Raw genomic sequence first — 26,180 nt, forward strand, 5'->3', positions numbered from 1 at the left:
CGTGCTCTTCATCTTCGGCTTCGGCACCAAACAGAAACTGCTCGGCGCGGCCGACGTCCGGACCTGCCCGCGGTGCCACAACACCACCCAGTGGTCGCGGATGCGCCAGTACAAACAGTTCACGTTGTTCTTCATCCCGATCGCCCGGTGGAGCCGTAAGCAATTCGAGGTGTGCGGCATCTGCGGCGCGAGCATCGCCGTATGACCGCCACCCTGGTGGCCAAGGATGTGGCCGGCGGCTTCGCCCACCGGACGCTGTTCGAGAACGTCAACGTCACGGTCGCCCCGGGTGACGTGCTCGGCGTCGTGGGGGCCAACGGCGCGGGTAAGAGCACCCTGATGCGCATCCTGGCCGGCGACCTGCCACCGCTCGAGGGAACGGTGAGCCTGGCCCCGGCCGATGCCTTCGTCGGGTGGTTGCCCCAGGAGCACGAACGGCTCGCCGGAGAGACCGTCGCCGCCTATATCGCCCGCCGGACGGGTTGCGCGGCCGCGACCATGGCGATGGAGTCGGCGGCGGAGAGGCTGTCCGAGTCCGATGCGGCCGCCGACGCGTACGGCACCGCGCTCGATCATTGGTTGGCCACCGGCGCGGCCGATCTGGATGAGCGGCTCGCGCCGGTACTGGCCGATCTGGCACTCGCGGTCGACCCGGAAACCACCCCGATGACGGCGCTGTCGGGAGGGCAGGCCGCCCGCGTCGGGCTGGCCGCGCTGATGTTGTCGCGGTTCGACATCGTGCTGCTCGACGAGCCCACCAACGATCTCGACCTCGACGGACTGGTCCGGTTGGAGCAGTTCGTCCGGGAGTTGCGCGGCGGGGTCGTGCTGGTCAGCCACGACCGGGAGTTCCTGGCCCGCACGGTGACACGGGTCCTGGAACTCGATCTGGCGCAGAACATCACCACGGTCTTCGGCGGTGGCTACGAGAGCTACCTGGACGAGCGCGCGGTGGCGCGTCGACACCGCCGCGAGGCGTATGAGGAATTCGCCGGACGCAAGGCGGATCTGGTGGCCCGGGCCCGGGTGCAACGGGAGTGGTCGAGTCAGGGCGTGCGCAACGCGATGCGCAAGGCGCCGGACAACGACAAGAACCGTCGCCGGGCGCAGACGGAGTCCAGCGAGAAGCAGGCGCAGAAGGTCCGCCAGATGGAGAGCCGGATCGCGCGCCTCGAGGAGGTCGAGGAGCCGCGCAAGGAGTGGACCCTGCAGTTCAGCATCGGCGCCGCACCACGCGCCAGCGCCGTGGTCGCGACGCTCGACGATGCCGTTGTGCGGCAGGGCGACTTCGTCTTCGGTCCGGTCTCGCTACAGGTGAATGCGGGCGACCGGATCGGCATCACCGGTCCCAACGGGGCAGGCAAGTCGACGTTGCTGCGGTTGTTGCTCGGCCGCCGCGCACCCGACAGCGGGCGGGCCGGTATGGGCGCCAGCGTCGCGATCGGCGAGATAGACCAGGCCCGAGCCGAATTCGTCGGTACCGGGCGGCTGGTGGATCGATTCGAGGCACATGTCCCGGACTGGTCGACCGCTGATGTGCGGACCCTGCTGGCCAAGTTCGGCCTGGGCGCCGATCATGTCGAGCGGGCGGTCGACGACCTCTCACCGGGGGAGCGCACGCGCGCCGGGATGGCGCTGCTGCAGGCCCGCGGCACCAACGTCCTGGTGCTCGACGAGCCGACGAACCACCTCGACCTGCCCGCCATCGAACAGCTCGAGCAGGCGCTCGACACGTACGACGGTGCGCTGCTGCTGGTGACACACGACCGGCGCATGCTGGCCAACGTTCGGCTGGACCGGCACTGGGTCGTCCAGGACGGCCGGGTCCGCGAGTCGTCGTGAGCCCAACGCCGACGGCGGTCTCAGCCTGCCCGGAACACCGGGCGCCATCTAACCGCTCGTCTTCAGCAGCGTGCCGTCGTGGTCGGCGATCCAACCCCGGATCGCCTCCACCGCGGGCTTGGCGGCCCAGTTGCGGTCGTAGATGCCCCACGGGGTCTCGTTCGGCCGGTCCACCAGCGAGTAGATGAACATCGGTCCGACGCCGTCGAGACCGGACCAGGTATCGGCGAAGTCGACCATCCACGCCGCCTGGGTGGCGGCGTTCACCGCCGAGGTCGGAACCCCGTACTCGGTGGTCCAGATGAGCTTGGCACCGTCACCGGCGTTGTTCATCAACTCACGCAGCGACATCAGTTGGCGGTACGGGGTGTTGGCGTAGGGCATTCCGGCCGAGAAGCTGCTGGAGAAGTTGTAGGGATGGAAGGACAGCGCATCGAAATAGCCCTGGGCGCCTTGGGCGTACATCTGGCTCAGGTAGTTGACCGGATTGATGGTCCAGGTCCCGAAGCTCAGCCCGGCGCCCAGGACGCCGCCGATGATCAGTGCGGTCGGCTCGACGGTCTTGATCGCGGTGTAGGCCGCCTTGAGCAGGGCGGTGTAGCCGGCGACATTGGGTTCGGGGGACCAACCGATGTTCGCGTTGGGCTCGTTCCAGATCTCGTAGGCGGCGATGCGCGGATTGCCGCCGGCGGCGCCGTAGCGCAGCGCCAACTGGGTCATGAACCTGGCGTAATCGGCGGGATCATTCGGGGCGGCGTTCGGGAGCCAGAATCCGTTGCGAGAAGCCCAGACCGGCGTACTGGTGACCGCGCCGACGACCGCGATGCCCCGCTGCGCGGCGGCGTCGAGGATACGGTCGGAGACGGCCCAGTTGTACCCGCCGCGAGACGGTTCCATGGCTCGCCACGGTAGGAACACCCGGATCTGGGTCACCCCCAGCTGTTCGAAAGCCTGCATGGCAGTGGTCAACTCGGCGGGCGTCATGAAGTAGAGATTGGATTCGGCGATGCCCAGCGCGCCGGCGGAGGTGTCGATGCGGGCGGGCGCCACCGCATGCGCGGCGGTTGTCTCGACCGAGGTCGCAAACACCATCGCGGCGATGAGCGCGGCGATGCGGGCGCGCCGGGCAATGGCGCGAAAAGGTAGGGACAGCATGACGGCCTCTCTGGCAGTCCGGAGCGGAACAGGCTGCGATGGCGCTCAATGTAAGCCGCACAACCGCTTTGCCGCAGCGGTGGGAATCCCGGATCGGATCGGGGCGCGGCGCTTTTCGGTGACCGGCGGCCGATGGCGGACTCGACCCCGCCGATCAAGATCAGCAAAGTGACGCGCGGTGACTGCGTGGGCGGGCGCGGCGCGTCCGCGACGATGTGGCAGCGGATGGCGAGCCGGGATGCAGCTACTTCTGTTTGCAACTATCCCGAAAGATCGCGAATTTGCTGCGGTGTAAAAATGCGCGGACCGTCACCGCGGTAAATTTTCCGTCGCCACCGGGTGGCGGCGGAGAAGTGGTTCGCCGGTCCAGGGAGGGGGTCAAAACCGTTCGCCGAAGCGGAGATAACGTCACGCAACCGTGACCCTGCCGTTGGTCTACCGAGACGGATTGCCGATGAGGCGGGCGGTGATCAGGGACCGCGCCGATCGCAGGTCGCTCAGGGTCCGGGGAGCAGCAGCTGATGCTGCGGACGGCGGATGCGCTGAACGAGGTGTCCGCCGCGGTGGAGGTGTGCTGCGATGCCGACTGCTTCGACGATCTGCCACGCAGCCATGGGTGGCCTCGCGGTACGGGCGACGGCCGGTCGGAACGTCGATGAGCAGCAGCGCCATCGCCGGCAGGGTACCGCTAGCCGGTAGCGGGCCCTACCGCTGGCCGCAGTCGGCGTTTGGGGTCAGCCGGGCAGACCACGATCGTCATGAGCAGCAGGATTCCACATATACCCCACATCGCTTCGACTTCGAGAGAGCCAGCCATGGAATCCACCCTCACCGCCACTTTCGAACACGATGTGCGTGAGCATCTGGACGTGTTGCGCCGCGGTGCATTCCGCATGACGCGCAACAGTGCCGATGCCGAGGAACTGCTGCAGGAGACCCTGTTGAAGGCGTTCGCCGGGTTCGGCGGGTTCCAGCAGGGGACGAATCTGCGGGCCTGGCTGTTCCGGATCATGACCAACACCCACATCGGTAACTACCGCAAGAGCGTGCGGCGCCCCGAGTTCCTCTGTGACGACATCGCCGAACTGGGCGCGTCGTTGCCCGGTCGGTCGCGATCCGCCGAGGCCGAGGTGCTGGAGCTGATGCCCGACGATGCGGTGGCCACCGCGCTGGCCGGGCTTCCCGAGCAGTTCCGCGAGGTGCTCTGCTACGCAGCCATCGACGGCTACTCCTGCCGCGAGATCGCCGAGATCATGCACACGCCGATGGGCACGGTGCTGTCCCGCCTGCACCGTGGGCGCACGCTGCTGCGCGCCGCACTCTCGACACCGGAGCTGCTGGCCGCCTGATCCTGCGATGTGAGGAGTCCGGGCCGTGATGGTCACGGCTGAGACTCCGCAGATCGCAGGCCGGTGGGGCGGACTCTGCAACCTGTGGTGCTGCTGTGACTCAGCGCATATTGACGTTGGCGTGTTGCTGGGCCGGGTGGCCGACCCGGAGAGTCCGCACGTGATGTCCGTCCGTGACGGTCGGTGACTGTTTGCCATGGCCCGAAATGGCCCGTGACCAGCGCTCCAGCGATTGGCTATCGACACCGAGCCGCACTAACTTTTGAGATCGTGATGTCCTCAGCTGCTGGCACCGCCGCACGGTGGCTCGCCCCCTTCCTGGCCGTGGCGGCCGTTGCCGGCCTCGGCGTGACGCCCGCGCCGACGCCCGACTCCGCGCCCGAGATCAGATTGGCCGGCGAGGCCAATCCGCTGGCCGGCAAGCCGTTCTACGTCGACCCGATCTCGAAGGCGATGCGTGCCGCGCAGGCCTCTCCGGGCACCCCGCAGCTGGACTACGTCGCCAACACCCCGCAGGCCTACTGGCTCGACCAGGCCTTCCCGGCCTCCACCGTGTCGGGCACGGTGGGCAAGCTCGTCGGCGCCGCGCAGGCCGCCGGTGCGACACCGGTCCTGTCGATCTACGCACTGCCGCACCGCGACTGCTACAGCTACGCCGCGGGCGGATTCGGTTCCGCCGACGGCTACCGCCAGTGGATCGACGCCATCTCGGCCGGACTGGGCGGCGCCCCGGCAGCGATCATCCTGGAACCGGACGCGCTCGCCATGGCGGACTGCCTCTCGGCCGATCAGCGGCAGGAGCGCTTCGACCTCATCCGTTACGCGGTCGACACGCTGACCCGTGACCCGGCCGCCGCGGTGTACATCGACGCCGGGCATTCCCGCTGGGTCGACGCCGGCGAGATGGCGAATCGGCTCAATCAGGTCGGCGTCGACCGTGCCCGCGGATTCAGCCTCAACACCACGAACTACTTCACCACCGAAGAACAGATCGGCTACGGCGAAGCCATCTCCGGGATGACCAACGGCGCCAACTACGTCATCGACACATCGCGCAACGGCAACGGCCCCGCCCCGGACAGCCCGCTCAGCTGGTGCAACCCGCCGGGCCGCGCGCTCGGTGTCCCGCCGACGACGGCGACCGCGAGCCCCAAGGTGGACGCCTATCTGTGGGTGAAGCGCGTCGGTGAATCCGACGGCTCCTGTGACCGCGGCGAGCCGAGCGCGGGCACGTTCGTCAACCAATACGCCATCGATCTGGCCCGCAACGCCGGCAAGTAGCGCGCCCGGCCGACAGGTGGCCGAGGCAGACGGCAACAGTCCTTCCCGGACTCCTGAGCGGCCGGGGTCGACTGACCTATAGTCGGCCACGTGGAGACGGCCGATCCCCGGGCGGTGTGCCCCGCCCACGTCGCGGACGACTTCCTGCGCACCCTCATCCGGACCGCCGCCACCGAGACGCACTGCAGCTATTGCGGCACCTCGGGCGAGTCGCCGTTCGCCATCACCCGCATCGCGTTCGTGGAGGCGATCCTGGTCGGTGTCGGCGTGCACTACGAGCCGCAGACCGTCCCCGGTGAATCCGTCGCGGCGCGCGAGGTGGCGGTCGAGGTCCTGACCGCCGCCGGGGTCTCGCACCCGGATCTGGTCGACGACGTGGTGGACGCCCTGAGCGTGACCCCCGGCTGGGTGCGCCGAGATCACCGCAGCGGCAACAGTATCGAACAGCTGACCTACAGCTGGGAGGCGTTCAAGCACATCGTCAAGTACGAGATGCGGTATTTCTTCTCGACCCGTCCGACCGGCGAAGCGGACGAGATGACCGCGGGTCAGGTGCTGGCGGCGGTGTCCGATCTCGGCGAGCACCACCCCGCCGTCTGGCCGGCGCCCTGCCCGGCACCGTTGTTCCGGGCACGGATGGCCACCTCGCAGGACGAGGCCGCATCGTGGCATCACGTCGCCGATATCGGCCCGCCCCCGTCGGAGCGGGCCGCCGCCAACCGGATGAGCCCCGCCGGGATCAGCATCTTCTACGGCGCGACCGACCGCGCCACGGCGATCGCCGAGGCCGGTGCCCATGCCGCGTTCCGTTATGTGACCACCGCCGAGTTCACGCCGACCCGCGAACTCCGGCTGATCGATCTCACGAATCTTCCCGCGCTGCCCAGCATCTTCGATGCGACCGCGCATCCGGAGTACTACATCCTGCGCTTCCTGCAGATGTTCATCCACGACATCACCCTGCCCGTGGAACTCGACGGCCACGAGCACATCGACTACGTGCCCACCCAGGTCTTCACCGAGTACTTCCGCCACGCCTTTCCTGGCCGGGTCGACGGCCTGATGTTCCCCAGCGTCCAGGGGCCGGGAAACAATGTCGTCGTCTTCGTCGGCCCCGGTCAGTGCGCGGACCTCGGAGCCGACACCGAACACACCCGACTCACCATGGACCCCAACACGCTTCAGGTGAGCCGGGTGATGACGGTGGCGCGCTGATCCAGCACGTATCGGCTCACCTTGTCCGGGTGGAGCACCAACCGCACCTGCTCTTCGGCCTGGATGGCGGCCAGGTCGCGGACCCGCGCCGGGTCGTCGAGATCCCAGTAGCGGGCGGCCAGCCGCCCCGCCAACGCCGATGCGCCATCGGTCTCGATACGCACCGGGCCCGTTATCGACACCCAGTGCTCCCGCTCGCCGACGGGTGCGGTCACCACGATGCAGGCGCGGGCGTCACGCCGCAACCGACGCACCTTGACGGTATCCGGGCCGGTGAACAGCTGGACGGTTCCCGTGTCGGTGACCTCGAACCACACCGGGCGCGGCTCTGCCGGATCCGGACCGCCCGCGACACTGAGGAATCCGTACAGCGGACGACGCAGCAGTGCGATGTCCTGGTCGGTGAGCGGGCTCATCGGTGCCACGCTCCCGCCGCCGCGGCCCGCGCCACGTACTCCTCGAAGCTGTGCGGCTGACGGCCGAGCACGGTCACCACCCCCTCGGAGGGGTCGGCGATCCCGCCGTCGGCCATCAACGTGAACATCGCCGCCACGTGCTCGGCGTCGCCCTGGGCCACCCCGGCGGCCACCAGGGCCGCGACGTACTCGTCGGCGGTGATCTGCCGGTAGGTCATCGGCAGACCGGTTGCGCGCGAGATCAATTCGGTGGCCTCGGCGAAGGTCACCGAGCGCGGTCCGCTGAGCTCGTACACCTTGCCGGCGTGGCCCGGTTCGGTCAGCACCCGGGCCGCGACGTCGGCGACATCGTCGATGTCGATGAAGGGCTCTCCCACGTCCCCGGCGGGCAGTGCCAACTCACCGGCCAGCAGCGGGGCGTGGAACAGGTCCTCATCGAAGTTCTGCGCGAAGTTGTTGGGCCGCAGGATCGTCCACTCCAACGCCGAACGGCGCACCGCGTCCTCCGCGGAACGCATGTCCACTCCGAACGTCGACTCGCCCCAGGAGTCCGCGCCGCGGCCGGACAGCACCGTCACCCGGCGCACGCCGGCGGCCTGCGCACGGGTCAGGAAATCGGCGGCCGGCCCGGGCCAGGGCGGTGCGACCAGATAGACCGCACCGACCCCGTCCAGCGCGGCATCCCAGGTGTCGGGTGCCGACCAGTCGAACCGGGTGCCGCTGGAGCGAGAGGCCGGGCGGACCGGCACACCGCGCAGTCGCAGCCGCGGCAGCAGGCGCCGACCGGTCTTCCCGGTGGCCCCGAGTACGAGAATCGTGTCATTGCTCATGCAGACCACTCAACCCGGCGAACCCGGACGATTCCATGGCCGAAAGGCCGAGATCCATGTCCGATCCTCTACGCTGGTGGCATGGATGCCTTCGGCGACCTGTTCCGCGGGGTGCGTGCGCATGGCTCGTTGTTCGGCGGTTCCACGCTGACACCGCCGTGGAATCTGCATTTCGTCGACGGCGCACCCCTGACGTTATGCACGGTGCTCACCGGGGGTGGCTGGATCGTGACCGAGGCCGCGCCACCGGAACCGCTGCGGGCCGGGGACACCGTCATCGTGCGCGGGCCGGAAACCTTCACCTTCGTCGATGATCTGGACAGCGCGGCCGACGCGGTCGAATGCGGAACGGAATGCGCGGCGCCCGAGTACGGCGGGACCCGGCACCGGTTGGGCTGGAACGACTTCGGGGACCGCGGCGCCGAGACCACCACGCTGATCGTCGGCGCGTACCCGGTACGGGGGGAGATCAGCCGGCGCCTCCTCGACGAGCTTCCCGCGGTGTTGCGGGTGCCCGGTGGCGGCGAGGGTGATGCGGTGCTCGAGCACCTGGCCGCCGAGGTGGCCATCGATGCGCCCGGCCAGCAGGTGGTGCTGGACCGGCTGCTGGACTGGATGCTGGTGTGCACGCTGCGCGCCTGGTTCGACCGGCCGGGCGGCCGACCGCCGGCCTGGTGGGCCGCCCAGCGCGATCCGGTGGTCGGTGACGCGCTGCGGTCGCTGCATGACGATCCGGCGGCCCCGTGGACGGTGGCCACCCTGGCCGACCGCGCCGGGGTGGCCCGGTCGACCCTGGCCAAACGCTTCACCGAGCTGGTGGGCGAACCGCCGTCGAGCTACCTCACGAGATGGCGGATGACGCTGGCGGCCGATCTGTTGCTGGAGAACCAGGCCACCGTGGCCGAGGTGGCGCGGCGCGTCGGATACGCCGACCCGTTCGGGTTCAGCGCGGCGTTCAAGCGGGTCCGCGGTGTCAGCCCCACCGCGTTCCGCCGGGCGGCCGTGCACCAACCGGCGTGACCAGGGTCATCGCCGGGATCGGTAACGCCGGCCGGCGCCGGCGGCGATATAACCCGCGTGATCACTCGACTTGGAGCGGCTGTGCTGCTTGCCGCCACGGCCCTGGCCGTGGCGCCCACCGCCACCGCCGAGCCGGCTTGCGCCGATGTGCACTGGATCGGGGCTGCCGGGTCGGGCCAGCGCGACGGCGCCCAGTTGGCCGCCAACGCCGGCATGGGGGATGTGGTCTACGCGTCGTATCAGCAGCTCAACAGCGCGCTGACCGCCAGCGGCCGCACGATGACCGCGGAGGCCGTGCAGTACCCGGCCGCGCCCGTGCCGCTCGCCGGGGGCCTCGGCGGCTGGATGAACTTCATGGACAGCGTCGAGGACGGCACCGAGGCAGCCGCCGAGCAGCTGGAGGCCTTCACGGCGCGCTGCCCGCAGACCAAGGTCGTGCTGGCCGGGTACTCCCAGGGCGCCATGGTGATCCACCGCAACCTGCATGATCTGGCGGACAACCCACAGGTTGCCGCGGCCCTGCTGGTCGCCGACGGCGACCGGTTGCCGGCCGACACCACCATCAACCTGGGGTCGACGGCCGCGCTGCCCGGCGCGGGCAAGGGCGTCGCGCAGGAGCATTCGTTCCTGGCCTCGACCGACACCTCGCCACTGGACCCGCTGATGGGGGCGCGCACCGTCAGCGTCTGTGATGTGGGCGACCCGGTCTGCGACTACGACCCGCAGGTCGAGGAGATCCCGGCGTCCTCGATCGCCATCCACACCGCCTACGAGCCGGCGACCAGCGGCCCGCACGCGTGGGGCGCCCCGCTGTATCAGCTGGTGATGAATTCGGTCGCCGCACCCGCACCGTCGATCTAGTTAGGGATCGCAGCGCGGCGGGAAGCCTATCCGTCGCCAGTGATCCTCGAACGGACTCGAACGGAAAGGTTGGGATGTGGGCACCGTGAAGGGCGGCTCGCGGTTGGGCACCCGGTTCGGGCCCTACGAGCTGCGGTCGGTGCTCGGCGTCGGCGGCATGGGCGAGGTGTACCGCGCCTACGACACCGCCCGGGAGCGGATGGTCGCGATCAAGCTGCTGCGCCCCGACCTGGTGGCCGACCCCAGTTTTCAGGACCGGTTCCGGCGGGAGTCGCGGCTGGCCGCCCGGCTGCAGGCGCCGCACATCATCCCGGTGCACGACTTCGGCGAGATCGACGGTGTGCTGTACATCGACATGCGCCTGGTGGAGGGGCCCAGCCTCAAGGAGGTTCTGCACACCCAGGGTGCGCTCGCGCCGCGCCGAGCGGTGTCGATCATCGCGCAGGTGGCCACCGCGCTGGATGCCGCGCATGCCAACCACCTGGTGCACCGGGACATCAAACCGGAGAACATCCTGCTGACCCAGGACGACTTCGCGTATCTGGTCGACTTCGGCATCGCGCACGGCGGGGGAGAGCCGGCCGTCACGTCGACCGGTCTGGTCGTCGGTTCCAGCGCCTACCTGGCTCCGGAGCGGTTCAGCGGGGACCGGGGCGCCCCGGCGGCCGACATCTATTCGCTGGCCTGCGTGCTGTATGAGGCCCTGACCGGGTTGGAGCCATATGCCGCCGGCGATGTGCGGCAGGTGTGGGCGGCACACATGTTCTCGGCGCCACCGCGCCCGAGCATCATGCGGCGCGGCGTCGGCCGGGCGTTCGACGATGTGATCGCGCGGGGGATGGCCAAGGACCCGGGTCATCGGTACGCCACCGCAGGGGAGCTGGCTCGCGCCGCGGCGCAGGCCATCGACGGCGCCGCGCCGGTCGTTGCGGCGCCCGCCCCCGCCACGCCGCCCCCGACCCAGCAGTACTCCGCGGTGTACGCGACACCGCATCCCTCGGTGGTCACCCCGCTGCCCGCGCGGCCGCGGCGCCCCTCCTCGGGACGGTGGGTGCTGGCGCTGGCAACCATCGGATTGTTCGCCATCGCAGGGGCTTTGGCCTCGGCACTGGTGTTCGGCGGCGATGACGGCACCGCGCCGCGGTCGCCACTGGCCGTGCCGGCACAGTCGCCGGAGGCCTCGGCGGCAGCGCCGACCACCTCGACGACGCCGGCCGTCGCCGGCGTATCAGGCACCGATTCGCAAGGCTTCGTGGGACATTCGGCTCGGTGCGACAGCTCCAGCACACCCGCCGCGCTGATCCGCACCGCCCAGTCGCTGGCGATCATCTGCCGGACCTCGTCGGACGACTTCTACTACCGCGGCGAGCGGCTGCGCGACGGCGCCAACCTGGAACTGCGCGATGCCCGACGCTCCGGTGCCGGCTTCGTCGCGGTCAATCCGGCCGACGGCGCGCGCTATGAGGTCATGCCCGGTCTGCTGACCATCTCCAGCAACGGACGGGTGGATTCGTCGGAACGCGCACTGGAGTACGGCTGGGCGCAATGAATTACGACGAGTCCGGCCCACCGGCGGGCACGGGGGTTATGGTCGGGGCGTGAACAGGATCGGTGTCCTCGTTGTCGCCGTCGGCATGCTCGCAGCGTGCTCGTCACCGGAGAATCCCGCCTCGGGCGGCCCGGCCGTACAAACCCCACAGACCTCGCTTCCGCCCATCGTCAGTCCCGCGCAACTCGACGCCGGCAGCTACCCCACCGCCGTTCGCCCGCCGCTGGGCCGGGCGGGTGACCCGAAGACGGGCGGGGTGGTCGACGCTCAGCATCTCGCCGATTACGTCGTGGGTCCGTGGGAGGCCGACCGGGAACTCATCGCCCCGTACCTGAGCACCTTCTACCTACTGGACACGCCGACCACGCTGGCCCAGTTCTCACCGGACAGCGTGGCGCAGCAAGCGCAGCGGCACGGCTTCGTCAACGGATTCGCCTCCGCGCGGGAGGCCCCCGACCGGCACGTCATGATCAACGCGGTGCTGCGGTTCCCGGACCAGGCGGCGGCCGCGGCGGCCGCCACCGACATGAACACCGCCACGGCGCAACAGTCCATCCGCGGCGTCAGTCCGACCCCGGCCACCATCCCCGGCCATCCCGAGGCGGCGGCCTCCAGCTATCCGTTCACCCCGACCGGATCGGACCGCGAATGGGCGGTGATCCGGTCGTTCACCCCGCACGGACCGTATGTCTTCATGCAGCTTGTCCAGTCCGCCGACGGTCTCGATGCGGCGGCGGCCATGGTGCAGAAGGTGATCGACGCACAGGGCCCGCGAGTCGACGAATTCACCCCCGCCGACCCGAACGCACTGGCCGAGGTGGAGCTCGACCCCACCGGACTGCTCGCCAGAACGCTTCCGGCGGCCTCGAATCCGAGTTCGACCAAGAATGCCGTCTACAGCTCCCGTGGCGCCATGCACTTCCAGACCAACCCGCTGGAATCCAAGACCCTGTTCTCCGACACCGGTGTCAAGACCGTCGCCATGGCTGCGGCCAGCGTCTACCAGGCCCGCAACCCGGGGTCGGCGCTGATGATCGTCAACGCCTTCAGCAAGGAGATCCTCAACCAGGGTGAAGCCGTCGACGCCGTGCCCCGGCTGCCCGAAAGCCACTGTGCCACCCGCGGAAAAGCCTTCTACTGTGTCGCGCCGGCCGGTGACTACGCCATCGAGGTCAACGGTGACGCTCTGCCCGATGTACACCAGCGCACCGCCGCGCAATACATCCTGCTGACGACGGGTTGAGCGGACGGGGGTTGGCAGGCCGGGAAGACGGGTACCGGTACGCACATGACCACTCAGGATCCGAAACCGACCGAAATCCACGCCGACGAGGACGAGGTGCTCACCACGCCGGCCACCCCGGGGGCCGAGGCGCTGCCGACCGACGCGCCCGAGGACTCCGAGACGTAACTCGCCACCGCGCAGACCCGTAGTCGCGTCCACCACGGATGCGACTACGGGTTTTCCGTGATTCAGGGGCCTCCCTCCCGGTGCGAACCTCGTATCGGTAACCCGCCGAGGGAAGGAAAACCCATGTCAGACGTGCTCGCCAAGCTCAACCAGGCCATGACGGTCATCCAGGGTGTGCAGCCGCCGTTCATCCCCGCCGACGCCCATGCGATGACGGCGATCATCGAGTGGGGGCCCGGCGATCGAGGTGCACCGCCCCATCGGCATCCGGGCGGACCGTGCTTCGGCTACGTCCTGGAGGGCGAGATGCTCTTCGAGCTCGAGGGTGAAGCTCCCCGCATCATCAAGGCCGGCGAGGCGTTCTGGGAGCCCGGTGGTGATGTCATCCACTACTCCGACGGCAACCATCGTGACGATGTTCCGCTGCGGTTCCTGGTCACGATGCTGTGCACACCGGGCCAGGAGATGTTCGTCCTCGTCGATGAGGAGGAACTCGAGGCCCGCAAGGACCGCCGCGTCACCGCGAAGAACATCACCGTCGTCGGCGCCACCGGCCAGATCGGTCGGCAACTCGTCGACGCCCTGACCGCCGCCGGGCATCACGTCACCGGCGCATCGCGGCACAGCGGGGTGGATGCGGCGCTGGGCACCGGGCTCGACGAGGCGTTGGCCGGAGCGGATGTCGTCATCGACGTGCTGAACTCACCGACCATGGACGATGACGCGGCGCTGGCGTTCTTCACCGCCACCTCGGCCAATGTCAGTGGTGCGGCGAAGAAGGCCGGTGTGGGTCACTACGTCCTGCTGTCGATCGTCGGCGTCGACGGTCTGCAGGGCGGTGGCTATCTGCGAGGAAAGGTGTTGCAGGAGAACACCGTCGCCGCCTCGGGCGTGCCCTACACCATCGTCCGGGCCACCCAGTTCCACGAGTTCACCGAGATGATCGCGGGCGCGCTGGTCGACGGCGACCAGGTGCACGCCCCCGACGCGCTGATCCAGCCGATCGCCACGGCCGATGTGACCGCCGTGCTCGCCCGGGTGGCCACCGAAGCCCCGCTCTACGGCGTGCACGATGTCGGCGGGCCGGAGAAGATGACGTTCGCCGCACTGGCCGCGGCCGTTCTGCCCCAGCAGAACCTGCGCATCCGCACCGATCCGGCGGCCACCTACTTCGGCACCCCGGTCACCGAGACCAGCCTGGTCACCGGTGCCGGAGCCGAACTGGCACCGACTCGCCTGGCGGACTGGCTCGGTGCCCGATGAGCACGTTCACCGACCTCGTGCGGCGTCGCCGATCGACGCGAAAGTTTTTGACCGACAAGCCGGTTCCGCAGGAACTGCTGCAGGAATCGCTGGAACTGGCGATGCGGGCACCATCGAATTCCAACGTGCAGCCGTGGCGGGTGTACCTGGCCACCGGCGCCCGCCGGGACAAGCTGGCCGCCGCCCTGTCCACCGCGGCCCGGACCGTCCCGCCGGCCAATCTCGGGCTACCGGATACGTTCGCCCCGCTGCGCCGCGAGCTCGGCGCCCTGGTCTACGGATCGATGGGGGTGGCGCGCGACGATGTGGATGCCCGCTGGACCGCCCAGTTGCGCAACTTCGAGTTCTTCGGCGCACCGGTGGTTGCGATGGTGTGCATGCACCGCGATCTCGGGCTGCCCGATGCCCTGGGCGTGGGCATGTTCCTGCAGACCTTGCTGCTGGCGCTCACCGAACGGGGTATCGACAGTTGCGTGCAGGTGTCGACGGCGCTGTACCCGGATCTGGTCCGCGAGCAACTCGACATCCCGGACGACCTGACGATCCTGTGTGGGGTCAGCATCGGCTACGCCGACCCGGACTTCCCCGCCAACAATCTGACGATTCCGCGGAACGAGCTCGGGCACAACGTCATTCAGACCGACGATCGGTGACGGCAGCGGCGTTCCTGAGCTCCCGGCGGGACCGGATACCGAGCTTGGCGAACACCTTGCGCAGGTGATACTCCACGGTGTGGGCGCTGATGAACAGCCGGCCGGCGATTTCCTGATTCGTCAGGCCCCGGCCGGCAAGCTGCGCGATCTGCAGTTCCTGGGCGGTCAACTGATCACCGGCGGCGGTCGGCTCCTTGCGGGTCTTGGCCCCGGCGGCCTGCAGCTCCCGGCGGGCCCGCTCCGCGAACGCGACGGCGCCCATCCGGTGCAGCGACTCATGCGCTGCGCGCAACTCCACGCGGGCCTGCTTGGCGGCGCGGTTGCGGCGCAACCACTCCCCGTAGATCAGCCGGGTCCGCGCGACGTGGACCGCCTGCCGGGTCCGGCCGAAGTGCTCGAGGGCCTCGACGTACAGTGCGGCGGCGCCCGGGCCGTCGGTGAGCAGAGCGCGGGACCGCGCCAGTGATCCCAGCGCGCGGGGTGTCCCGGCAGCCAGCGTGCGCGCCCGCAGACGGTCCATCGCCTCGACGGCATGTTCGGGTTGGTCGGACCGGGCGGCGGCCTCGATGAGCTCGATCAACATCTCGTTGTAGAAGCCCAGATCCTCGTAGTCGAAGGCCAGCAGCGCCGCCGCGAGCGCCGCCGGGTACTGCCCCTTGCCGTTGTTCAACACCGCTGCGCCGTAGTGCGCCAGTCCGGTGATGCGGCCCTCACCGCGGGCGGTGCTCTCGGCGAGCGCGCCGGCGATGAGCCGCGACGCCTCGGCCTCGTCACCCGACCAGGCCGACAGGACCAGCCGGTGATAGCGCGGCGGTGTGTACCCGGTCGCCACCGAGATCTCGTGCGCCCTGGCCACCAGATCCCTGGCGGCGGCCAGTTCGCCGGCCTCCATCTGGGAGCCGGCCTGGGCCAGCAGGGACGCCGGCAACAGGGCCAGGGCGCCGCGATCGGTGGCCAACTGCACAGCGCAGGTGGAGATGTCGTGCCAGCCCTCGTCATCCCAGGCCTCGTGGATCAGCGACTCGTGCACGATCGGGAAGCCGAGCCAGAACCAATGCGAGCCCTGTCCGGCGACCTCGTCGCGCCCCGCGGTCTTGAGGGCATCGAGTGCGGCGTGCACGACGGGCATGGCGGCCGCGGCGCCGAGCGCCAGCCGGTCGGCCAGGGCGCGGGTGACCTGTCCGAGCGCATCCGCCGGTGCCCTGCCGGCGAGCGCGGTCCTGGCCGCGGCGCCGATCTCGGCGGCCTTGCCCGCACCGTGCCGGCCCAGGTACATCGCGGCGCTCATCGCCTCCAGGTATGCCTCGGTGGCCATGCCCGGATCCAGTGCCTCCCATTGCGCGGCGACCGTGCGGAACCGGTCGACGGCGGCCAGCAGGGCCTGCGCGTCACCACCGGTCCTGGCCGCGACGAACGCCAACCGCGTGCTCAGCTGCGCCAGCCGGACCAACTCGGATTCGGTGAGCGGGCACAGCTGCGCGGTGTCCAGCAGCTGGCGGGCAGCCTCGAACGACGCGACCTCGCGGTGTGCCTCGGCGGCGGCCAATGCACGGGTGCCGCGGACGGACGGATCGGGTGTCAGCTCGACAGCACGGGTGAGAAATGCTGCGGCCGCGGCGGTTCCGCCACGTTGGCGGGCCCGCCGCGCCGAGGTCTCGAGCTCGTCGGCCACCTCCGCGTCGACGCTGTCGGCGGCCAGCGCGCGATGCCAGGCCCGGCGATCCGGGTCGAGGGCCGGGTCGGTGCCCGACGCCAGGGCCGCGTGGGCGGCGCGCCGCTGGTCCACCGTGGCCGAATGGTAGGTGACGCTGCGGGCCAACGGGTGTTGGAACTGCACCCGGGTGCCCACGGTGATCAGGCCGGCGTCCGCGGCGGCGGTGGCGGCCGAGTCGGGTAATCCCTGCACCTCCATCGCGCGGCGCAGCAGCGAGGGATCGCCGACCGGCTCGGAGGCCGCGAGCAGCAGCACCCGGCGGGACTCGACGGGCAACGACTGCAGGGCAGCCAGGTAGCGGTCCTCGATCTCGGCGACCACCGGCCTGCGGTCGGGTCGCTGGTAACCGCCGGCCAGGTCGACAGCGCTGAGATCCTTCGAGATGGCCAGCAGGGCAAGCGGATTACCGCGGGCCTCGGCGATGATGCGATCCCCGACGGCCGGGTCCAGGCGCCCGGGGAACACCGTCGCGAGCAATTCGCGCGCGCTGTCGTCGCTCAACCCGGTGACCGCCATGGCGGGCAGCCCGGCGATCCCGTCGATCGGGGTGCGCAGTGCCAACATCAAGCAGACCGGCGCGGCGGGCAGTCGGCGGGCCACGAAGAACAGCGTCTGGGCCGACACGGTGTCCAGCCACTGCACGTCATCGACGATCAGCAGCACCGGCCGGTGCGCGGCGGCGGCCGCCACGAGTCCGATGACGGCGAGCCCGACCAGGAATCGGTCCGGCGCGGGCGCGGTATCGCTGAGACCGAAGGCGCTCTCCAGCGCCGCCCGCTGCGGCGCGGGCAGGGTGTGGCGCAGATCCAGGATGGGTGCGCACACCTGCTGCAGACCGGCGAACGCCAGCTCCATGTCGGATTCGATACCGGTGGCGCCGAGCACCTGGAAATCGGTGGCGGCGGCGCGCACATGGTCGAGCAGGGCGGTCTTGCCGACGCCGGCCTGCCCGAGCAGGACCCGCACCTCGCTCCCGCCGGACCGGACGGTGTGCAGCAGGTCGTCGAGGATCTGGCATTCGGTGCTGCGGCCGGCGAGCGCGATCATCGCCGAGCATCCTTTCACGCCCGGTGGGAACGTGACGATCGCTCAGTTCTGGCGGGGCAGCAGTTCGGCGACGAAGCGGTCGATGAACGACCGGGCCGAGGGGGTGCCGACGGCGGAGATGACGAATTTGGACAGCCCGGCGTCGAGATACCCGTCGAGTTTGCGGTGCAGGTCCGACCAGCTGTCCGAGATCAGCTCGGCCGGATCGGTGTCCGGTCGCTGCCCGCGCAGCACATCGTGCACATGTGGCGGGACCCCGCCCTCGGCGAACAACAGGGTGATGCCGAAATGGTCGTCCTCGATGGTGCGCCCGGCCTCCGCGGCGGCGTCGATGATGGTCTCCCGCGCGCGACCGGCCTGCACCGGGGTCAGAAAGCTACCCAGCCAGCCGTCGCCGTACCGACCGATGCGGCGCAGCGCCGCCGCAGCCGCGCCGCCGATCCAGACATCCAACGGTCTGGGGCCGGCGTCGAGGCGGAAGTCCAGGTCGAAATAGTCACCCCGGAAGGACACCTCGCCGCCGCCGAGCGCGGCGCGCAGCAGCCGCAGCGACTCGTCGAACAGGTCGGCCCGGCGACCGTGCGGGACCGGGAAGAGCCGGCGCTCCTCGGCTCGTGCGGCCTGCAGGCCGAACACCGGCAGCACCCGCCCCGGAGCCAACGCGCTGAGCGAGAGCAGCTGTTTGGCCACCAGCACCGGGTTGCGACCGGGCAGGATCGCCACCGAGGTGCCGACTTTCAGCTTCTCCGTACGGGCCAGCGCGTAGGCCATTCCCACGGTGGGGTCCACCGCCGGCGAGTACACCAGCTCCGGGAACCACAGCGAGTCGACCCCGGCCGCTTCCAGGCTGTCGACGATGCCGGCCAGCCCGGCCGGGTCCGTCGAGCCGTCGACGGCGATACCGAACCTGATCTTGGTCACCCCGGTTGCAACAGCCCGGCGGCCGCATCACATCCCGGCAGGCATCCCGTCGTGCCGCGCCGCGTACTCGCAGACCTTGAGCACCCGCCGCACCGCGGGGCCGGTCAGCACGGTGAGCGCCACCTCGGCCATGATGCATCGGCACTCGAGCGTCTTGAGCATCGAATAGCCCTCGCAGGCAAAGAAATCGACATCCGTCAGATCCAGCACCATCCGATGGCACAGCACGACCTTGCTCAGCGCATAGTCGAGCAGGACGTCGGTGGTGGTGGCGTCGAGGTCACCGGAGACGGTGACGATCGCGAGGTCGAGATCCTGCCACTGGGTGGCCATCTGCAGGTGTTGCCGGGCCGAACGGACCGGTACCGACGTGATGCTGGGGAGTGTGTCTGTCATGACAGCCCTCACACGATGCGGGTTGTCGCGAAAGCGACCTGAACGGCTGCTTCTGAACCGAAATCAACGGTACGCGGCAGCGACATCCAGATGACGACAGTTCATGGCCATTGTGCGCATGGTGCGGCGTGGCTCACCGACGCAGCGTCTCGTGCGGGCTCTCCCCGTAGGTGCGCCGGTACAACACCGCGAAGCGTCCGGTGTGGGCAAAACCCCAGCGCGCGGCCGTCGCGGCGACGGTGGTCATCGAGCGGTCCCCGGCGATCAGTTCCTTGCGGGCCTGCGCCAGCCGGATCGTGCGCAGATACGCCGTCGGCGTGGTGTTCAGATGCCGACGGAACAGGTACTGCACGGTCCGCGGCGACAGGTACAGCGCGGCGGCGATGTCGCGGACGCTGATATCGCGCGAGGCGTTCTCCTGGATGAAGGCGATGGCCTGGCGCAGCAGCGCCGGCTGGTCGGCGTTCGGATCGACATCCGGTGAATCCGCGGGCAGATCGTTGGGAAAGGTGCTCAGCACCGCGCTGGCCAGCATCCGGCCCGCCGAGCGCAGGACGATCGGGTCGTCGGAGGCGTCTTCGGGCGTCAGCAGGCTGTCCAGGAATCTCTCCGTCGCATCGAGGGCGTGGCTGGTGGTCCCCGCCGGGGTCAACCCGGTGAACCGCGGCACTGCAGGCGACTCGGTGTCGATGGCCGCGACCTCGGCAAGCAGCGCCTTGGACACCACCACCGAGCGCAATTGGGCATCGGTGAGCGTGATCCGCACCCCGCCGAGTCCGGTGGAGGCGAGGATCCACTGACCCTGCCCGGCGCTCTCGACGCATCCGCCGTGCTGCACCTCGACGCGGCCACCCAGCACGCACAGGGCAACGACCGCGGGGACATGCTCGGCGCGCAACTGCACCTGCCCGGTGTGGCTGATTTCTTCGATCGCGAACGTGTCGACATCGACCCGGGAGTGGGTGCACGAGCAAACCGACTGGTCAGCTCCCTCGGGGCGGGTGATCGTGAACCGTGTCGAGTAGGTCTGGTCCAGGTATTTCTGGATCAGCTCGGGATCGTTGGAGTTGATACCTGCCCGCTCGGGGCCGGCCTCAAGGGGTTCGGACGTCATCAGGGCTCCATCGCGCAAGCGCCGGATGGGCGTCGTACCTGAACCCACGGTTGCGTTCAGTTTACCCAAACCGCCCGGATCGAACCCAAGTCGACCTCGTCCTCAGGTCGGTGGGGTCTCCTCGGGGCGGGATTCGATGACCTGTTCGGCCAGGTCCACCAGCGGGGTGTTGCTCTCCTGGGAGAGCCGGCGCAGCAGGCCGAAGGCGCCCGCCGCATCCACGCCGAACCGCTCCATCAGGATGCCCTTGGCCTGCCCGATGAGATCCCGGGAGGCCAGGGCGCTGCGGAACTGCTCGTCGCGCACGAGCAGGTTCCAGGCGACCGCGGTGTGCGTGGCCAGGATCAATCCGAGTTCGACCGCGTCGTCGTCGAAGGCGTCGGCAACGTCGCTGTAGAAGTTCAGCGCGCCCATCGCGTCGCGGTTACGGAACAACTGGAATGCCAGCGACGAACGAATGTCGGTGTTCTGCTGGGTTTCCTGGCAGAACACCGGCCAGCGCTGCTCGGTCTCGATATTGCGGATGCGCATGGTGTGCTGCTCCCAGGCTGCCTCCAGGCAGGGGCCCTGCTTGGTGCGTCGCTGGATGTCATCGATCTTGTCGGCCACCGAGTCGGTGGCGGCCACCGACTTCACCTCACCCTCGCGCGTGGCCACCGTGATGCTGGCCGATACGGCACCCGGCAGCGCGGCCGCGGCATTACTGGTGAGCTCGCGCAGCGCGGTCTCGGTATCGCTGGGTTGGCTGCGTTCCAGATCGCGCAGCAGTTCCGCGAAGCGCAGGGCCACTGCGTCACGCCGGGGGATGAGCATGACCTGAAAATAGCGCGGATTCGGGCAGGCAGCTCACGGGTAGTCGAAACCCTTCGCAGGGAGGAGGCCGACATGGCCGATCACATGGAAGTCGACAGCGAGCTCGCCGTCGCCCACCACACGGTGGCCCCGCGCGACCGGGTGTGGGCGGTGCTCGCCGACGGGTGGACCTACGCCCAGTGGGTGGTCGGTAACAGCCGGATGCGGGCGGTGGATCCCGACTGGCCGGCGGTTGGCAGCACACTGCACCACTCGATAGGCATCTGGCCGCTGACACTGGACGATGTGACCAGCGTCGAGGAGAACCGGCCGGATGAGATGCTGGTGTTGCTGGCGAAGGGTCGGCCGTTCGGCAAGGCCCGTATCAGCCTGACGCTGTCCGACGGCGCCGGCAGTGGGTGCCTCATCCGGATGTCCGAGGTGCCGGTGGGCGCGCCGATGGGCTGGCTGCCCGAACGGGCGGCGCTGGCGTTGGCGGCCCCGCGCAACCGGGAGTGCCTGCGCCGGCTGGCCGCGCTCGCGGAGCGACGCCGGCCCGCTGACACCGAATAGGGGTCACTGCCGGTTCAGGAAGCTCAGCATTGCCGGCGCGGCCTGCACCCAGGTGTCAAAACCGTTGTAGTGCTGCACTTTTCCTGCCGCGCGTAACCGGCTGGCGCTTTCCCAGGCATCTTCGGGCCACGGTGGGTCGATCAGCCGGGAACCCTTGATCAGGCAGTGGACCGCCAGCGACGTCCGCTTGGGGTGGTCCCAGTCGTTCTCCCCTCCGCGGATGATCAGGGTGGGAATGGTGATGGCGTCGAACATGTCGTCCGGGATCCCCGGGATGGTCTGCCCCGGCTTGGGGACGAACGCGTCCAGCCAGCGCAGCATCACCTTCAGGAAGCTCTCGGCATCGAGGTCCAGCAGTCGCCCGCGGTTGGCCGGGTTGGCCTCGATGCGGGCGGACCACTCGGGCACCGTGAGTAGCCCCTCGATGCCCAGGCCCCGGACGGCCAGAATGCTCGGCACGAGGTAGTAGTTGCCCAGCACAGCGGACCCGTAGACGCCACCGACGATGTTCCAGACGATCAGGCTGGTGAAATTCTGCGGATATGTCATCGCGGCCAGCATCGAGTCCCTGGCACCGCCGGATCCCCCGGCGATGATGCACGGCCCGATGTCCAATGCGGTCAGCAGCAGGTGCAGTGTCTCGGCCCGCATGTGCGACTCGCTGGCGGCGAAGAACTGCACGTCCGACCGACCGCAGTTGGGTCGGTCCCAGAGCAGCACCCGGTATCCGCCGGCCACCAGTGCCAGCGCCAACGGCCGCAGGCCGGGGATGTCCATCCCGAACCGGCCGCCGGGTGTCAATACGATCAGATCGCCTGTGTTGCCCAGGATTTCGTAGACGACGGTGCCGCCGTTGACAACGATCGTGGCCACCCGGCCACGGTATCGCGATGTCAGTGCGAAACGGGAGTGCGCGCCGCGGTGGGCGTGACATCGGTGGTGCGCGCGGTGCGGGCCGCGATGGCACGACGGCGCTGGCGCTCGTCACGGTTCATCCGGCGGCACAATGTGCGCAGATTTCCGGCGGACAGCGCACGGTGGCGGTCCACCAGCAGGTCGAGTTGTTGCCAGCTCAGACCGTCGAGGTCGCCGTCGGCGTCGTGGCCGGCGATCACCACGCCGCCGCGCAGCAACGGGACGTTGCGGGCGCCCAGCGACGTCGTCGCGAGCAGCAGTTCGGTGGCGGTGCGGTTGATACGGCGCTGGCAGCCCCGGGCCGACGGGCTGAACCAGAAGTCGAACTGGCGGTCGGTGCTGGTCAGCGCCTGCAGACCCTGGGCTTGGACGAGGTCGGTGATATCGGCGGTGGTGTAGGCGCGGGTCTCATAGCTGGCGCCGCTGGCGCTGAGGTAAAGGACGGTGTTCATGATGGTGATCCATTCGGCTCTTTCGTTGTTACCGGTGTGACGCTTGGCTGCGTCTGTTACCAAAGTTACCCATGTGACAAACGAGCCAACCCTTGATAACGATCTGGTAGCCGAAAAATTCCGCGGGCGTCCAGGCGTCAGGGCATCCGGACGTCAGGGCAGCGGCCCGGCGAGCCTGGCCGGCCGGCACAGTGCGGCAACCGTCAGCGTGAGGGTGGCGGCGACCGCGAATGCGGCCTGCACGTTCACGGCGTCGGCGGTCCCGCCCAACACGGCGGCGGCGATCGGACGGGAGCCGAGGAAACCGACCATCCACAGCGCCATGATCCGGCCACGCAACTCCTGCGGGGCACGCTCCTGCACGACCGTGGTCAGTCCGGTGAGAGCCCAACCGAACCCGAGCCCGGCCAGCGCGAACCCGGCGATTGCCAGGGCGGGCACCACACTGGCGGCCAGCACCGCGCAGCCCACCCCGAGGCCGGCCAATCCGAGGAAGGACACCCGGGCGGCCGGGATGCGACCGCCCAGGATGGCCAGCACGCCCATCCCGACCGCCGCGCCGACGCCGAACACCGCGGACAGCAGTCCGACCAGTTCGGTGCCGCCATCCAGCGCATCGGCCAACGACGGGGCCAATGTGATCGACGGGTCGGCGGCGACGCCGACGGTCGTGACGGCGATGAGCGCCATCAACAACGGCCGGTCCCGCCAGACATGCCACAGTGCCGCGCGCACCCGACGGTCGGCGTCGGCGGCCCGTGGCGGCGGCGCGGGGAGCCGGACCGCGACGATGAACAACGCGAAGATCAGATGCAGTCCAGCGCTCACGGCGAAACCGGTGGCCGCCCCGAAATGCGCGGCCAGATACGCGCCGGCGGCCGGACCGACGATGCGGCCGACGGTCATCGGGATGCTGTTGAGCGCCATGGCCGTCGACAACTCGCCCGGCCGGATGATGTCCGGCACGATCGACTGCATGGCCGGACCGCCGACGACGAAGCCGATGCCGACCAGCAGGGAGCCGAGCAGCACGGCCACGGCCGGCGCAGTCCCCTGCCGGTCCGGTTGCAGGAACATCCAGACCGCAATCGAGCCGGAGCCGGCCAGGCAGAGCACCCGGCCGAGCAGGATCTGCAGCCCCGGGTTGCCCGCGTCGGCCCATCGGCCGCTGATCGGGCTGAGGATCAGCTGCGGCCCGAACTGGAAGACCCCGACCAGCCCGACCATGAGGGCGGACCCGGTCGCCTCGTAGACCACGACGGCCGCGATGATGCTGTGCGTCCAGACCGCGACGATGGAGAACATCCGGCCCCAGAACAAGGTGCCGAAAACCGGGTCGAGCAGCAACCGCCCCGCACCGCGCGGGCGCGCGGGTGCGGTGGGATCGGTCAGCTGCGGCACCAAATATGTTTAGCAAACACAGCTAAATTCACACAGTCCGCGCCGTCAGGGACCCGGATCGCTTGGCGGCAGCAAAACATGGGTAACCGGAGCCGGATACGCACCCTCCGGAAGGATCCATGACCGCATCGCACGTGCACCCCGCCGAAGCGGCGATCGAGGACGCCCGCAATGTCGCCGCCGCGGTGGCCGCCGAGTTCTCCACCAAAGTCGTCGGACAACATCATCTCCGTGAGTCGATGCTGCTCGCGCTGCTGGCCGGCGGTCACCTGCTGGTCGAGAGCGTGCCCGGCCTGGCGAAGACGACGGCCGCACGGGTGGTCGCGGAATCCATCGACGGCAGCTTCCGGCGTATCCAGTGCACCCCCGACCTCTTACCCAGCGATATCGTCGGCACCCAGATCTACGAGGCGGCCAGCAACACCTTCGTCACCCAACTCGGCCCGGTGCACGCCAACATCGTGCTGCTCGACGAGATCAACCGCTCCAGCGCCAAGACCCAGAGCGCCATGCTGGAGGCGATGCAGGAACGTCAGACCACCATCGCCGGGGTGGAGTATCCGATCCCGTCGCCGTTCCTGGTGATCGCCACCCAGAACCCGGTCGACCAGGAGGGCACCTATCCGCTCTCGGAGGCCCAGACCGACCGGTTCATGCTGAAGGAACTGGTGCAGTACCCGTCCGTCGAGGACGAGGTCGAGATCATCGAACGGATGGATGCCGGACTGTACGACCGCGACCATCCCGCCCGGCCCGTTGTCACCGTCGACGAGATCCGCCGCGCCCAGACCGCCGTGCGGAGCGTGCACATGGACCGGGTACTCGTCGAATACGCGGGCCGCCTGGTCGGCGTGACCAGGGACCCGGACCGGCACCTGCCCGCCAACATCGCGCGGCTCATCGAATACGGGGCCAGCCCCCGCGCGACCATCGCGTTCTGCCGTACCGCCCGGGCGCTGGCCGTGTTGCGTGGGCGCAACCACGTGCTGCCCGATGACATCGCCCGGTTGGCGCACCGCGTGCTGCGTCACCGGATGGTGCTCGGATTCGAGGCCGCCAGTGCCCGCATCACCCCCGACGCGGTGGTGGAAGCGGTGTTGCGGGCCGTACCGGTGCCGTGAGGTTGCCATGGGCAGACACCTCGATGCCGCCAAGGCGTACATCGGCCGGGATGCGGCGGGCATGCTCGCCGGCGGCCGATATGCGCTGGTGCACACCAGGAGCATGGAGTTCGACGAGTTGCGTCCGTACGTGCCGGGCGATGATGTGCGCGATATCGACTGGAAGGCCACCGCGCGTTCCGGGCACACCCTGATCAAGCAGTTCGTCACCGAGAAGCATCACAAGATCCTGGTGGTCGCCGACGCCGGCCGAAACGCCTGCGCCGAAACCCCGTCCGGTGAACTCAAATGTCAGGTGACATCGCACATCATCGGCGCGATCGGACTGATCACGCTGCCCCGCTCCGACGAGATCGGCCTGGTCACCGGAGACCGGCGAGGATCTTTCGACATCCGGTTACGGCGCGGCGAAACGCATATCGAGCGGATGCTGCACCGCTATCACCAGCATGTCGGCGCCGAGCCGGATGCCAGTGACATCGTGGTCCAGCTGCAGTGGGTCGCCCAACATCAGCGCCATCCACTGCTGATCGTCGTCGTTTCCGACGAACCTGATGTGAGCGACCGGTTACGCGATGTGCTGCAGTCCCTCGGTGCGCGCCATGACGTGCTGTGGGCGATGATCGAAGACCGTCCAGCGCTCGACCCCGCCGACCCCGGCGCCGGCTATGACGTCGCCGACGGTCGCCGGGTGCTGGACGCAGAGGTGCTCGGCGAGCGGGTGCTGCGCGCCTATCGACGCGCCGAAGAGCAACGGCGACAGGAACTCTCGGAGTTCATGACCGAACTGCGGGTACCGCACGCGCGGATCGCGTCGAGTAGGGGGATCGCGCCGGCGTTGGTCGCGATGACGGGGGTGTATGCCCGTGCCGGATGACCTATTGAGGTA

The 26,180-nt window shown here is 69.3% G+C and carries 26 protein-coding genes; 15 read left to right on the forward strand and 11 right to left on the reverse strand.

Features of this window, described 5'->3' with window-relative positions; genetic code table 11:
* Position 1: 1 nt before the first annotated feature.
* Positions 2–205 carry a zinc-ribbon domain-containing protein gene (locus tag BST17_RS19405; protein ID WP_083060534.1) on the forward strand — a complete coding sequence of 68 codons (204 nt, stop codon included), beginning with the start codon at positions 2–4 and terminating at the stop codon, positions 203–205.
* Positions 202–1,842: an ABC-F family ATP-binding cassette domain-containing protein gene (locus tag BST17_RS19410; protein ID WP_083060535.1), complete on the forward strand. Its 1,641-nt coding sequence runs from the start codon at positions 202–204 to the stop codon at positions 1,840–1,842. The genes BST17_RS19405 and BST17_RS19410 overlap by 4 nt, the downstream gene beginning before the upstream one ends.
* Before the next feature lie 48 nt (positions 1,843–1,890).
* On the opposite strand, the gene BST17_RS19415 is transcribed toward BST17_RS19410, so the two are convergent.
* Positions 1,891–2,997, reverse strand: a complete 1,107-nt coding sequence (locus BST17_RS19415) for a cellulase family glycosylhydrolase (RefSeq protein WP_083060536.1) — start codon at positions 2,995–2,997, stop codon at positions 1,891–1,893.
* Positions 2,998–3,812: 815 nt separating this feature from the next.
* Between BST17_RS19415 and BST17_RS19420 the strand changes: the two genes are divergently transcribed.
* The 3 genes from BST17_RS19420 to BST17_RS19430 all read left to right on the forward strand — a co-directional run bounded on the left by BST17_RS19420 (position 3,813) and on the right by BST17_RS19430 (position 6,842).
* A complete protein-coding gene (locus BST17_RS19420) occupies positions 3,813–4,346 on the forward strand; it encodes a sigma-70 family RNA polymerase sigma factor (protein WP_109750214.1) in 534 nt (177 codons plus the stop codon).
* A gap of 273 nt (positions 4,347–4,619) precedes the next feature.
* On the forward strand, positions 4,620–5,627 hold the full coding sequence (locus tag BST17_RS19425) for a glycoside hydrolase family 6 protein (protein WP_083060538.1): 1,008 nt from the start codon (positions 4,620–4,622) through the stop codon (positions 5,625–5,627).
* 90 nt (positions 5,628–5,717) lie between these two features.
* Positions 5,718–6,842 (forward strand): RES family NAD+ phosphorylase, encoded by a 1,125-nt coding sequence (locus BST17_RS19430; RefSeq protein WP_083060539.1) that lies wholly within the window; start codon positions 5,718–5,720, stop codon positions 6,840–6,842.
* Here the strand turns inward: BST17_RS19430 and BST17_RS19435 are convergent.
* Complete coding sequence (locus tag BST17_RS19435; protein ID WP_083060589.1) at positions 6,809–7,258, reverse strand: pyridoxamine 5'-phosphate oxidase family protein; 450 nt, start codon at positions 7,256–7,258, stop codon at positions 6,809–6,811. The two genes, BST17_RS19430 and BST17_RS19435, sit on opposite strands and share 34 nt — an antisense overlap.
* Positions 7,255–8,088, reverse strand: a complete 834-nt coding sequence (locus tag BST17_RS19440) for an NAD(P)H-binding protein (protein WP_083060540.1) — start codon at positions 8,086–8,088, stop codon at positions 7,255–7,257. Before BST17_RS19440 ends, BST17_RS19435 begins: the two co-directional genes overlap by 4 nt.
* Positions 8,089–8,169: 81 nt before the next feature.
* On the opposite strand from BST17_RS19440, the gene BST17_RS19445 reads away from it, so the two are divergent.
* The 7 genes from BST17_RS19445 (at position 8,170) to BST17_RS19470 (ending at position 14,845) form a co-directional block, all read left to right on the forward strand.
* On the forward strand, positions 8,170–9,108 hold the full coding sequence (locus BST17_RS19445) for an AraC family transcriptional regulator (protein ID WP_083060541.1): 939 nt from the start codon (positions 8,170–8,172) through the stop codon (positions 9,106–9,108).
* Between the two features lie 81 nt (positions 9,109–9,189).
* Positions 9,190–9,969 (forward strand): cutinase family protein, encoded by a 780-nt coding sequence (locus tag BST17_RS19450; RefSeq protein WP_234807738.1) that lies wholly within the window; start codon positions 9,190–9,192, stop codon positions 9,967–9,969.
* 76 nt (positions 9,970–10,045) lie between these two features.
* A complete protein-coding gene (locus BST17_RS19455; protein ID WP_083060543.1) occupies positions 10,046–11,518 on the forward strand; it encodes a serine/threonine-protein kinase in 1,473 nt (490 codons plus the stop codon).
* Positions 11,519–11,567: 49 nt separating this feature from the next.
* Positions 11,568–12,761: a DUF7373 family lipoprotein gene (locus BST17_RS19460; RefSeq protein WP_083060544.1), complete on the forward strand. Its 1,194-nt coding sequence runs from the start codon at positions 11,568–11,570 to the stop codon at positions 12,759–12,761.
* A gap of 45 nt (positions 12,762–12,806) precedes the next feature.
* Positions 12,807–12,929, forward strand: coding sequence for a hypothetical protein (locus BST17_RS29880; protein ID WP_264002063.1), 123 nt, complete (start codon positions 12,807–12,809; stop codon positions 12,927–12,929).
* Between the two features lie 123 nt (positions 12,930–13,052).
* Positions 13,053–14,192, forward strand: coding sequence for an NAD(P)H-binding protein (locus BST17_RS29975; protein WP_083060545.1), 1,140 nt, complete (start codon positions 13,053–13,055; stop codon positions 14,190–14,192).
* Entirely contained in the window at positions 14,189–14,845 is a 657-nt protein-coding gene (locus tag BST17_RS19470; RefSeq protein WP_083060546.1) for a nitroreductase, read from the forward strand. Before BST17_RS29975 ends, BST17_RS19470 begins: the two co-directional genes overlap by 4 nt.
* On the opposite strand, the gene BST17_RS19475 is transcribed toward BST17_RS19470, so the two are convergent.
* From BST17_RS19475 to BST17_RS19495, 5 genes are all read right to left on the reverse strand, one after another.
* Complete coding sequence (locus BST17_RS19475; RefSeq protein WP_083060547.1) at positions 14,823–17,606, reverse strand: helix-turn-helix transcriptional regulator; 2,784 nt, start codon at positions 17,604–17,606, stop codon at positions 14,823–14,825. The two genes, BST17_RS19470 and BST17_RS19475, sit on opposite strands and share 23 nt — an antisense overlap.
* Positions 17,607–17,648: 42 nt before the next feature.
* Positions 17,649–18,527 (reverse strand): TIGR03854 family LLM class F420-dependent oxidoreductase, encoded by an 879-nt coding sequence (locus BST17_RS19480; RefSeq protein ID WP_083060548.1) that lies wholly within the window; start codon positions 18,525–18,527, stop codon positions 17,649–17,651.
* Positions 18,528–18,554: 27 nt separating this feature from the next.
* The gene (locus BST17_RS19485; protein WP_083060549.1) at positions 18,555–18,923 is read right to left on the reverse strand and encodes an STAS domain-containing protein; all 369 of its coding nucleotides are present in this window, start codon (positions 18,921–18,923) and stop codon (positions 18,555–18,557) included.
* 133 nt (positions 18,924–19,056) lie between these two features.
* Positions 19,057–20,037, reverse strand: a complete 981-nt coding sequence (locus BST17_RS19490; protein WP_083060550.1) for a helix-turn-helix transcriptional regulator — start codon at positions 20,035–20,037, stop codon at positions 19,057–19,059.
* A gap of 102 nt (positions 20,038–20,139) precedes the next feature.
* Complete coding sequence (locus BST17_RS19495) at positions 20,140–20,850, reverse strand: GAF and ANTAR domain-containing protein (protein WP_083060551.1); 711 nt, start codon at positions 20,848–20,850, stop codon at positions 20,140–20,142.
* A gap of 72 nt (positions 20,851–20,922) precedes the next feature.
* Between BST17_RS19495 and BST17_RS19500 the strand changes: the two genes are divergently transcribed.
* Positions 20,923–21,402: an SRPBCC family protein gene (locus tag BST17_RS19500; protein WP_083060552.1), complete on the forward strand. Its 480-nt coding sequence runs from the start codon at positions 20,923–20,925 to the stop codon at positions 21,400–21,402.
* A gap of 3 nt (positions 21,403–21,405) precedes the next feature.
* On the opposite strand, the gene BST17_RS19505 is transcribed toward BST17_RS19500, so the two are convergent.
* The 3 genes from BST17_RS19505 to BST17_RS19515 form a co-directional block, all read right to left on the reverse strand.
* A complete protein-coding gene (locus BST17_RS19505; RefSeq protein WP_083060553.1) occupies positions 21,406–22,275 on the reverse strand; it encodes an alpha/beta fold hydrolase in 870 nt (289 codons plus the stop codon).
* Between the two features lie 20 nt (positions 22,276–22,295).
* Positions 22,296–22,769, reverse strand: coding sequence for a hypothetical protein (locus BST17_RS19510; RefSeq protein WP_083060554.1), 474 nt, complete (start codon positions 22,767–22,769; stop codon positions 22,296–22,298).
* Between the two features lie 153 nt (positions 22,770–22,922).
* Positions 22,923–24,173 carry an MFS transporter gene (locus tag BST17_RS19515; RefSeq protein ID WP_083060555.1) on the reverse strand — a complete coding sequence of 417 codons (1,251 nt, stop codon included), beginning with the start codon at positions 24,171–24,173 and terminating at the stop codon, positions 22,923–22,925.
* Positions 24,174–24,289: 116 nt separating this feature from the next.
* Between BST17_RS19515 and BST17_RS19520 the strand changes: the two genes are divergently transcribed.
* Entirely contained in the window at positions 24,290–25,291 is a 1,002-nt protein-coding gene (locus BST17_RS19520; protein WP_083060556.1) for an AAA family ATPase, read from the forward strand.
* Between the two features lie 7 nt (positions 25,292–25,298).
* Entirely contained in the window at positions 25,299–26,168 is an 870-nt protein-coding gene (locus BST17_RS19525; RefSeq protein ID WP_083060557.1) for a DUF58 domain-containing protein, read from the forward strand.
* The last annotated feature ends 12 nt before the right edge of the window (positions 26,169–26,180 follow it).

This window comes from Mycolicibacterium bacteremicum, assembly GCF_002086115.1.
Taxonomy (GTDB): Bacteria; Actinomycetota; Actinomycetes; order Mycobacteriales; family Mycobacteriaceae; genus Mycobacterium; species Mycobacterium bacteremicum.

Bases quoted from the DNA above. Each gene is read 5' to 3' on its own strand.
- BST17_RS29880 (WP_264002063.1), top strand. From the start codon at position 12,807: ATGACCACTCAGGATCCGAAACCGACCGAAATCCACGCCGACGAGGAC.
- BST17_RS19415 (WP_083060536.1), bottom strand. From the start codon at position 2,997: ATGCTGTCCCTACCTTTTCGCGCCATTGCCCGGCGCGCCCGCATCGCC.
- BST17_RS19520 (WP_083060556.1), top strand. From the start codon at position 24,290: ATGACCGCATCGCACGTGCACCCCGCCGAAGCGGCGATCGAGGACGCC.
- BST17_RS19500 (WP_083060552.1), top strand. From the start codon at position 20,923: ATGGCCGATCACATGGAAGTCGACAGCGAGCTCGCCGTCGCCCACCAC.
- BST17_RS19410 (WP_083060535.1), top strand. From the start codon at position 202: ATGACCGCCACCCTGGTGGCCAAGGATGTGGCCGGCGGCTTCGCCCAC.
- BST17_RS19485 (WP_083060549.1), bottom strand. From the start codon at position 18,923: ATGACAGACACACTCCCCAGCATCACGTCGGTACCGGTCCGTTCGGCC.
- BST17_RS19440 (WP_083060540.1), bottom strand. From the start codon at position 8,088: ATGAGCAATGACACGATTCTCGTACTCGGGGCCACCGGGAAGACCGGT.
- BST17_RS19420 (WP_109750214.1), top strand. From the start codon at position 3,813: ATGGAATCCACCCTCACCGCCACTTTCGAACACGATGTGCGTGAGCAT.
- BST17_RS19495 (WP_083060551.1), bottom strand. From the start codon at position 20,850: ATGCTCATCCCCCGGCGTGACGCAGTGGCCCTGCGCTTCGCGGAACTG.
- BST17_RS19510 (WP_083060554.1), bottom strand. From the start codon at position 22,769: ATGAACACCGTCCTTTACCTCAGCGCCAGCGGCGCCAGCTATGAGACC.
- BST17_RS19470 (WP_083060546.1), top strand. From the start codon at position 14,189: ATGAGCACGTTCACCGACCTCGTGCGGCGTCGCCGATCGACGCGAAAG.
- BST17_RS19445 (WP_083060541.1), top strand. From the start codon at position 8,170: ATGGATGCCTTCGGCGACCTGTTCCGCGGGGTGCGTGCGCATGGCTCG.
- BST17_RS19525 (WP_083060557.1), top strand. From the start codon at position 25,299: ATGGGCAGACACCTCGATGCCGCCAAGGCGTACATCGGCCGGGATGCG.
- BST17_RS19475 (WP_083060547.1), bottom strand. From the start codon at position 17,606: ATGATCGCGCTCGCCGGCCGCAGCACCGAATGCCAGATCCTCGACGAC.
- BST17_RS19425 (WP_083060538.1), top strand. From the start codon at position 4,620: ATGTCCTCAGCTGCTGGCACCGCCGCACGGTGGCTCGCCCCCTTCCTG.
- BST17_RS19435 (WP_083060589.1), bottom strand. From the start codon at position 7,258: ATGAGCCCGCTCACCGACCAGGACATCGCACTGCTGCGTCGTCCGCTG.
- BST17_RS29975 (WP_083060545.1), top strand. From the start codon at position 13,053: ATGTCAGACGTGCTCGCCAAGCTCAACCAGGCCATGACGGTCATCCAG.
- BST17_RS19490 (WP_083060550.1), bottom strand. From the start codon at position 20,037: ATGACGTCCGAACCCCTTGAGGCCGGCCCCGAGCGGGCAGGTATCAAC.